Raw genomic sequence first — 7,286 nt, forward strand, 5'->3', positions numbered from 1 at the left:
GACGAGATCAGGCACTTCTGCCGCACGTCGGGGAAGTCGGTGTTGGCCAGGATGTCCATCACGCCCCAGGCCTGGTGCGCGGCGTCGCCGTGCAGTTCGCCGCCGATGGCCTTGCGCACGGCGGAGTGGGCGCCGTCGCAGCCGACCACGTAGTTCGCCCGCACCGTGCGCGTGGCCCACCAGTTGACGCCGCTGGCGTCCTTGAGCGTCACCGTCACCGGGTGGTCGTTGGTGGTTTCATCGATGGTCAGGCCCACGATCTCCCAGCTGTAGTCGGGCGCTAGGCGCGAGGGCGAGTTCTTCATCACTTCGAGGAACAGCTCGTGCAGCCGCGCCTGGTTGATCAGGATGTGCGGCATTTCCGAGCTGTCGTCGGCCACGTCCTGCACCCGGCCGACGCGCTTGATGTGCTGCGGGTTCACAGGGTCGGGCATCCAGAAGTTGGTCTGGTTCACCCAGTAGGTTTCGCGCTTGACCTTGTCGGCGAAACCGAAGGCCTGGAACATTTCCATGGTGCGCGTGTTGATGCCGTCGGCCTTGCCCTTGATGATGTTGGTGGGCATGCGCTCGACGATCATGGTCTCGATGTCGGGGAACTGCGCCAGCTGCGCGGCCAGGCACAGGCCGGCCGGCCCGGTGCCAGCGATCAGCACGTCCACCTTTTCCGGCAGCGGCTCGTTGACGCCGCGGTTGCGCCGGTTGGGCGCGGCCTGCTTGATGTCGGGGTTGCCGCCGCGAAAGCCATTTTTGTAGAACTGCATCGCTTGTCTCCTGGGTTGAAGCGCACCGTGTACGGTTGGTGTGTGGGCAAATGATATCTATGCTTACTATTAGGTGTCAAGACGGTACGTATACTTATCAAAACGGCGCCACCGAGGCGAGCCGCTGTGAACATCCACCTTGAGACGGAGCGCGAGCATGGACTCTCTCGACATGGCCGGCCACCTGATCCGCCGCCTGCACCAGCAGTCGACCCTGGTGTTCGTGCAGCGCACGCAGGCCGCGGGGTTTGACCTGACGCCGATACAGTTCGCGGCCCTGGACGCGATCCACAACCAGCCGGGCACGGACCAGGCACGGGTCGCGGAAATGATCGCCTACGACCGCGCGACCATCGGTGGCGTCATCGAACGGCTGGAGCAGAAGGGCTGGGTGCGCCGCGTCGTGAGCGAGCGGGACCGCCGGGCGCGCGAGCTGTCCTTGACGCCCGAAGGCCAGCGCACGTTCAAGGCGCTGGTGCCGGTCGTGCGGGGCCTGCAGGATCACATCCTGCCGTCGCTGAGCGACGCCGACCGCGCGCGCTTTCTCAAGCTCGCCCGTCAGGCCGTGGGGCAGTAGCCGCGGCGGTTTGCCGCGCCGAGAGGGGCGATCTGGCCGCGGACGACGCAGGGTCCTCCTTCTGCCGTGGCCGCATCGTTCTTCCGGCGTATGCAGCCGGCCCCTTCATTGGTCGAAAACCTCTGATCAGGCCGCGGTGTCCGCGCGCCAGGAGTCAAGCATGTGGGATGTGTCGAGGTTGCGGATCGGTGCGCGGTTGGCGGCCGGTTTCGGGTTGATGTTGTTGCTCATTGCGGGGCTGGTGGCCTCGTCGTTCCTGTCGCTGCAGCAGATCGGGCGGGAAAACAGCCAGCTGATTGAGCGAGAGCTGGTGAAGGTGACTGCGGTGTCGGTGATCGACACGGCCACGCGCGCCAACGGTCTGAACACGGCCGAGCTGCTGCTGGTGGAGCCGTCGCAGTGGCCGGTGGTGCAGGCGCGCATCGACGCCAACCGCAAGGCCATCGACGCCGCCCTGACCACGCTGGACCGGCTGGTGGTGCTGCCCGAGGGCCAGGCCGCGCTGGCGGCGCTGCGCACGGCCCGCGCCGCCTACGTGGCCTCTTTCGTCCAGGTCGGGCCGCTGGTGCAGGCGGGCCGGATCGACGAGGCGCAGCAGCTGATGCGCAGCGAGACGTTGCCGGCGCTGGCGCGCCTGCAGCAGCCGATCGACACCCTGCGCCGCCTGCAGGATCAACTGGCGCAGCAGCGCGGTGAGGCCGTGAGCGGCGCCATCCGCGACGCCGACCGCCTCCAGCTGGGGCTGGGCGCGGCCGCGCTGGCCCTGGGCCTGCTGGCCTCGGTGGTGCTGGCGCGCAGCATCGTGCGACCGCTGCGGCAAGGCGTGGTGGCGGCGGGGCGCATCGCGGCCGGCGACCTCACGCAGACCGTCGAGGCGAAGGGGCGCGACGAAGTGGCCGATCTGATGCGGGCGCTGGGCGCCATGCAGGACGGGCTGCGCAGCCTGGTGGGCCAGGTGCACTGCGGGGTGGAGCACGTGGGCTCGGCCTCGGCGCAGATCGCCAGCGCCAACAAGGACCTGAGCAGCCGCACCGAGGCCCAGGCCAGTGCGCTGGAGCAGTCGGCCGCGTCGATGGAGCAGCTTGGCGGCGCCATCGCCATCACGGCCGACAGCGCGCAGGCGGCCCGCACGCTGGCCACCGACGCCTCACGGGTGGCCGAGGCCGGCGGCGAAACGGTGGCCGAGGTGGTGCGCACCATGCGCAGCATCGACGGCTCGTCGCGGCGCATCGCCGAGATCATCGGCGTGATCGACGGCATCGCGTTCCAGACCAACATCCTCGCGCTGAACGCCGCGGTGGAAGCGGCGCGCGCAGGTGAACAGGGCCGGGGTTTCGCGGTGGTGGCCGCCGAGGTGCGTTCGCTGGCCGGCCGGTCGGCTGACGCGGCGCGTCAGATCAAACAACTGATCCAGGCGAGCGTGGACCAGGTCGGTTCGGGCACGCAGCTGGCCGACCAGGCCGGCACCGCGATGACCGAGGTGGTCGGCGCCATCCGCCGGGTGAGCCAGCTGGTGGTCGACATCGCCGGCGCCATGCAGGAGCAGAGCATCGGCGTGAGCCAGATGGGCGAGGCCATCACCCAGCTGGACCAGGCCACCCAGCAGAACGCGGCCCTGGTCGAAGAGACCGCCGCCGCCTCGCAGAGCCTGGACGATCAGGCCCGCGAGCTGGTGGCCTCGGTGTCGGTGTTCCAGATCGACCGACACGCGCGACAGGCCGCCTGAGGCCCGCCGCCGCTCACCTCACTTCACTTCGGTCGCGAACTGCTCCAGCGGGCGGCGCACCTTCTTCAGGTTCACCAGCCAGTCGCCTTCGTCGGCGCGGTAGCCCAGCGGCAGGATCGCGACGCTGCGCAGGCCGCGCTCGCGCAGCTTCAGGATCTGATCCAGCTTGGCGGGGTCGAAGCCTTCCATGGGCGTGCTGTCCACCTCTTCAAACGCGGCGGCGATCAGCGCGGCGCCGAGGCCGATGTAGGCCTGGCGGGCGGCGTGGTTGAAGTTCACCTCGGCGTCGCGCTGCGGGTAGCTGTTCAGCAGCATCTGGCGGTAGTTTTCCCAGCCTTCGTTGGTGCCGCCGCGCTGCGCGTTGGTCAGGTCGAACATGTGGTTGATGCGCTCGGCGGTGTAGTTGTCCCAGGCGGCGAACACCAGCAGGTGCGAGCCGTCGGTGATCTGCGCCTGGTTCCAGGCGATGGGCTGGATCTGCTCGCGCACGGCCTTGCTGGTGACCACGAAAATCTCGTAGGGCTGCAGGCCGCTGGAGGTGGGCGCCAGGCGCGCGGCTTCGACGATGCGGTCCACCTTGTCCTGCGGCACGGCCTTCGTGGCGTCCATCTTCTTGGCGGCGTAGCGCCACTGCAGTTTGTCGATCAGGACGGGGGCTTGAATGGGTTGCGACAGGTCGCTCATGGGGGAATCTCCAATGGGGGTGGCGCCCACATGGCGTGGGCGGATGGGGCATCTTGTCGCACTGCAGCATGGCGTGCAGGCTGTCGCGGGGAAGACGTGGCGTGTTCCGCCCATGTGCCGCCGCGTCAGCGCGCCGGCGGCAGATCGGGTATACGCACCATCGTGATCGCATCAAACGGGCACTTCACCGCGCACTTCGCGCAGCCCGTGCAACCGGCTTCGTCGTGCAGCTGCGAGAACTTCTTCCAGTGTTCGACTTCGAGCGACAGCACATGCGGCGGGCACACCGCCACGCACCAGCCGCAGCCGGTGCAGCGGGTCTTGTTGATGACAGGCAGGGCCTTGCGTTCGGTCGCCATGCCGGTATTGTGTGGGCACCATGCAAGACGACATCCCCACCCTGCGCCGCATCCTTGCGCGCGACCGCACCATTGCCGTGGTCGGCCTCTCCGCCGAATGGCACCGCCCCAGTTTTTTCGCCGCCAAGTACATGCAGGAGCACGGCTACCGCATCGTGCCGGTGAACCCGCGCTACCCCGAGATCCTGGGCGAGAAGAGCTATGCGCGGCTCGAAGACATCCCGTTTCCCGTGGACATGGTGGACGTGTTCCGCAAGGTCGAAGAGATTCCCTCCATCGCGAAGAGCGCCGCCGCCATCGGTGCCAAGACGCTGTGGCAACAGCTCGGCCTGAGGAGCGAAGAGGCCGACCGCATCGCGACCGAAGCGGGCATGGACTCGATCTGGGACCGCTGCGTGAAGATCGAACACGCACGCCTGTTCGGTGGGCTCCACTGGGCGGGGGTGAACACCAAGGTCATCTCGGCCCAACGTCCGAAACAAGGCTGACACCATGGCCGACCGCCGCTTCCAGCCCGAGACCCTCGCCATCCACGCCGGCCAGATCCCCGACGCCGCCACCGGCGCGCGCGCCCTGCCGATCTACCAGACCACCAGCTTCGTGTTCGACAGCGCCGAACACGCGGCCAGCCTGTTCAACCTGCAGACCTTTGGCAACGTGTACTCGCGCCTCTCCAACCCGACGGTGGCGGCGCTCGAAGAACGCGTGGCCGCGCTGGAGGGCGGGCGCGCCGCCGTGGCCACCGCCAGCGGCATGGCGGCCGAAGCGCTCGCGCTCACCACGCTGCTGCAGGCTGGCGACCACGTGGTCGCGGCTGGGGCGCTCTACGGCGGCAGCGTGACCATGCTCGCGGTCAACCTCAAGAAGTTCGGCATCGAGACCACCTTCGTCGACGCGACGAACCCCGATGCCTTCGCCGCCGCCATCCGCCCGAACACGCGCGCCGTGTTCGCCGAAACGCTGGGCAACCCGAGCATGGTGGTGCTCGACATCCTGGCCGTGGCCGACGTGGCTCATGCGCACGGCCTGCCGCTGATCGTGGACAACACGGTGCCCAGTCCCTTCCTCTGCAACCCGCTGAAGCACGGCGCCGACATCGTCGTGCACAGCGCCACCAAGTACCTCGCCGGCCACGGCACCACGCTCGGCGGCGTGGTCGTGGAAGGCGGCAAGTTCCCCTGGGACAACGGCAAGTTCCCCGGCATGACCGAGCCCAGCCCGGGCTACCACGGCGTGAAGTTCCACGAGACCTTCGGCGACTTCGCCTTCACCATGCGCTGCCGCATGGAAGGCCTGCGCGTGTTCGGCGCGGCGCTCTCGCCCACCAGCGCCTGGCAGATCCTGCAGGGCGTCGAGACGCTGCCGCTGCGCATGGAGCGCCACTGCGCCAACGCACTCGCCGTGGCGCAGTATTTGAAAGACGACCCACGCGTGGGCTGGGTCAACTACCCTGGCCTGCCCGACCACCCGCAGCACGACCTCATGAAAAAGCAGATGCGTGGCGCCTCCGGCCTGCTTGCCTTTGGCGTGAAAGGCGGGCTCGAACAGGGCGTGAAGTTCATCGAAAGCGCGCAGTTCATGAGCCACCTCGTCAACATCGGCGACACGCGCACCCTCATCAGCCACCCCGCCAGCACCACCCACCGCCAGCTCGACGCAGCCCAGCAACTCGCGGCGGGCGTGCCACCCGACATGGTGCGCATCTCGGTCGGGTTGGAGCACATCGACGACATCCTGTGGGACATCGACCAGGCGCTGGACCGGGCGATCGCCTGAACGCCGGCACGAAAGAGCGCCGCGGCGCGTGGGCGAAAAAAAACCGGCCATGGGCCGGTTTTTCTGCGAGTGCGAGAAGCGCTCAGTAGCCGCCGCGTCCGCCGCGGTCACCACCGCCGTAGCCGCCGGTGCTCGGCTCTTTCGGGCGCGAGATGTTGACCACGATCGAGCGGCCGCCGACGGACATGCCGTTCAGGCCCTGGATGGCGGCTTCGGCCTGTTCGGCGTTGCCCATTTCCACGAAGGCAAAGCCTTTGGAGCGACCGGTGTCCCGGTCCATCATGACCTTGGCGGAGGTCACGTCGCCGTACTCGGCAAAATTGGTGCGCAACGAAGCGTCGTCGGCGGTGTAGGGCAGGTTGCCCACGTAAAGTTTGCTGCTCATGATGAGCCTTTCAGAGAGAGTGCACCGAGATCGGGACAGGCCCGTGGCGCAAGGAAAGCGGTGTCTGTGGGACACCGCAGGAACGGTGTGCGGTGATCGCCTTGGGCAGAACACCTCACTGAGACGGGCCTGGCATCGCCTGGGGCGACCGGCCTTGAGGACCCGGATGGACAATGCCAGCGAACCTCGCTCAAGTGCACGATTATATTCTCTTCATTTATATAAAGATAGTTTTATATTTTCCGGAGTTTGAAAGAACCCCATGCCCGACACCACCTTCCACATTCCCACCCTGCTGACGCAGGAAGACGCCGACGCCGTCATGTTCGAGCTGCAAGACCTGCCCTGCGTGAACCAGGCCGACGTCAACCTCGCCGAACACACCGCCTGGGTCAGCCACACCCCCATGATCTCGGCCGACGACATCGCCGCCAAGCTGCAGGAAGCCGGCTACGAGGCGCAGGTGCAGGCGTGACCCCAGGCATGAACCTGCAAGGCATCCGCCGAAAGATCGTTTACGTCAGCCTGTTCGAGGTGGTGGCCGTTGCCATCACCAGCACCGGCCTCGCCGCCGGCTCGGACAGCAGCCTGCAGCACGCCAGCGTGGTCGCCGTGGCCACCTCGGTCATCGCCGTGGTCTGGAACCTGGTCTACAACACGCTGTTCGAGCGCTGGGAAGCGCGCCAGACCGTGCGCGGCCGCAGCTTCCAGCGCCGCGCCGCCCACGCCATCGGCTTCGAACTGGGCTTCATCGTCTCGCTCGTGCCGCTGTTTGCGTGGTGGCTGGACATCGGCTTCTGGCACGCGCTGGTGCTCGACCTGGGCTTGTCGCTCTTCTTCCTCGTCTACACCTTCGCCTTCAACCTCGGCTTCGACAAGGTGTTCGGCCTGCCGGCGTCGGCCGCCTGAGCGGCTGCAAGCCCCTTGTGGGTGGCGGCCTGCTGGCGGGCGCGGTTCACAGCGGCGGCCTCTCCGGGCTGTGCAAGCGCGGCCACACGTGTGCCGCCAGCGCGGCCGC

10 protein-coding genes are annotated in these 7,286 nt (G+C 67.7%); 6 read left to right on the forward strand and 4 right to left on the reverse strand.

The features are described 5' to 3' along the window. Positions 1–761 (reverse strand): FAD-dependent monooxygenase (locus IV088_RS20570; protein WP_291105785.1); only part of this gene is annotated, 761 nt, incomplete at its 3' end. A gap of 157 nt (positions 762–918) precedes the next feature. Here IV088_RS20570 and IV088_RS20575 point away from each other — a divergent pair. Next, positions 919–1,338, forward strand: coding sequence for a MarR family transcriptional regulator (locus IV088_RS20575; protein WP_291105787.1), 420 nt, complete (start codon positions 919–921; stop codon positions 1,336–1,338). Between the two features lie 160 nt (positions 1,339–1,498). Next, a complete protein-coding gene (locus tag IV088_RS20580) occupies positions 1,499–3,064 on the forward strand; it encodes a methyl-accepting chemotaxis protein (RefSeq protein ID WP_291105788.1) in 1,566 nt (521 codons plus the stop codon). Between the two features lie 18 nt (positions 3,065–3,082). Here the strand turns inward: IV088_RS20580 and IV088_RS20585 are convergent, their stop codons facing one another. Then, positions 3,083–3,748, reverse strand: coding sequence for a nitroreductase family protein (locus IV088_RS20585; protein ID WP_291105790.1), 666 nt, complete (start codon positions 3,746–3,748; stop codon positions 3,083–3,085). A gap of 125 nt (positions 3,749–3,873) precedes the next feature. After that, a complete protein-coding gene (locus tag IV088_RS20590) occupies positions 3,874–4,107 on the reverse strand; it encodes a 4Fe-4S binding protein (protein ID WP_291105792.1) in 234 nt (77 codons plus the stop codon). A 20-nt stretch (positions 4,108–4,127) separates the two neighbouring features. Here IV088_RS20590 and IV088_RS20595 point away from each other — a divergent pair, with 20 nt between their 5' ends. Next, entirely contained in the window at positions 4,128–4,595 is a 468-nt protein-coding gene (locus IV088_RS20595) for a CoA-binding protein (protein ID WP_291105793.1), read from the forward strand. Between the two features lie 4 nt (positions 4,596–4,599). After that, positions 4,600–5,883, forward strand: a complete 1,284-nt coding sequence (locus IV088_RS20600) for an O-acetylhomoserine aminocarboxypropyltransferase/cysteine synthase (protein ID WP_291105795.1) — start codon at positions 4,600–4,602, stop codon at positions 5,881–5,883. Positions 5,884–5,965: 82 nt separating this feature from the next. Here the strand turns inward: IV088_RS20600 and IV088_RS20605 are convergent, their stop codons facing one another. Then, positions 5,966–6,268 (reverse strand): RNA-binding protein, encoded by a 303-nt coding sequence (locus IV088_RS20605; RefSeq protein ID WP_236962949.1) that lies wholly within the window; start codon positions 6,266–6,268, stop codon positions 5,966–5,968. 262 nt (positions 6,269–6,530) lie between these two features. Between IV088_RS20605 and IV088_RS20610 the strand changes: the two genes are divergently transcribed. Further along, positions 6,531–6,743, forward strand: coding sequence for a heavy metal-associated domain-containing protein (locus tag IV088_RS20610; protein ID WP_291105796.1), 213 nt, complete (start codon positions 6,531–6,533; stop codon positions 6,741–6,743). A 14-nt stretch (positions 6,744–6,757) separates the two neighbouring features. After that, positions 6,758–7,177 carry a PACE efflux transporter gene (locus tag IV088_RS20615; protein WP_291105798.1) on the forward strand — a complete coding sequence of 140 codons (420 nt, stop codon included), beginning with the start codon at positions 6,758–6,760 and terminating at the stop codon, positions 7,175–7,177. Positions 7,178–7,286 lie beyond the last annotated feature (109 nt).

The sequence above is a fragment of the Hydrogenophaga sp. genome (genome assembly GCF_018780075.1).
Classification (GTDB): domain Bacteria; phylum Pseudomonadota; class Gammaproteobacteria; order Burkholderiales; family Burkholderiaceae_C; genus Hydrogenophaga.

What these genes read in the sequence shown, in the direction of transcription:
- IV088_RS20575 (WP_291105787.1), top strand. Translation starts at nt 919, where the DNA reads ATGGACTCTCTCGACATGGCCGGCCACCTGATCCGCCGCCTGCACCAG.
- IV088_RS20580 (WP_291105788.1), top strand. Translation starts at nt 1,499, where the DNA reads ATGTGGGATGTGTCGAGGTTGCGGATCGGTGCGCGGTTGGCGGCCGGT.
- IV088_RS20585 (WP_291105790.1), bottom strand. Translation starts at nt 3,748, where the DNA reads ATGAGCGACCTGTCGCAACCCATTCAAGCCCCCGTCCTGATCGACAAA.
- IV088_RS20590 (WP_291105792.1), bottom strand. Translation starts at nt 4,107, where the DNA reads ATGGCGACCGAACGCAAGGCCCTGCCTGTCATCAACAAGACCCGCTGC.
- IV088_RS20595 (WP_291105793.1), top strand. Translation starts at nt 4,128, where the DNA reads ATGCAAGACGACATCCCCACCCTGCGCCGCATCCTTGCGCGCGACCGC.
- IV088_RS20600 (WP_291105795.1), top strand. Translation starts at nt 4,600, where the DNA reads ATGGCCGACCGCCGCTTCCAGCCCGAGACCCTCGCCATCCACGCCGGC.
- IV088_RS20605 (WP_236962949.1), bottom strand. Translation starts at nt 6,268, where the DNA reads ATGAGCAGCAAACTTTACGTGGGCAACCTGCCCTACACCGCCGACGAC.
- IV088_RS20610 (WP_291105796.1), top strand. Translation starts at nt 6,531, where the DNA reads ATGCCCGACACCACCTTCCACATTCCCACCCTGCTGACGCAGGAAGAC.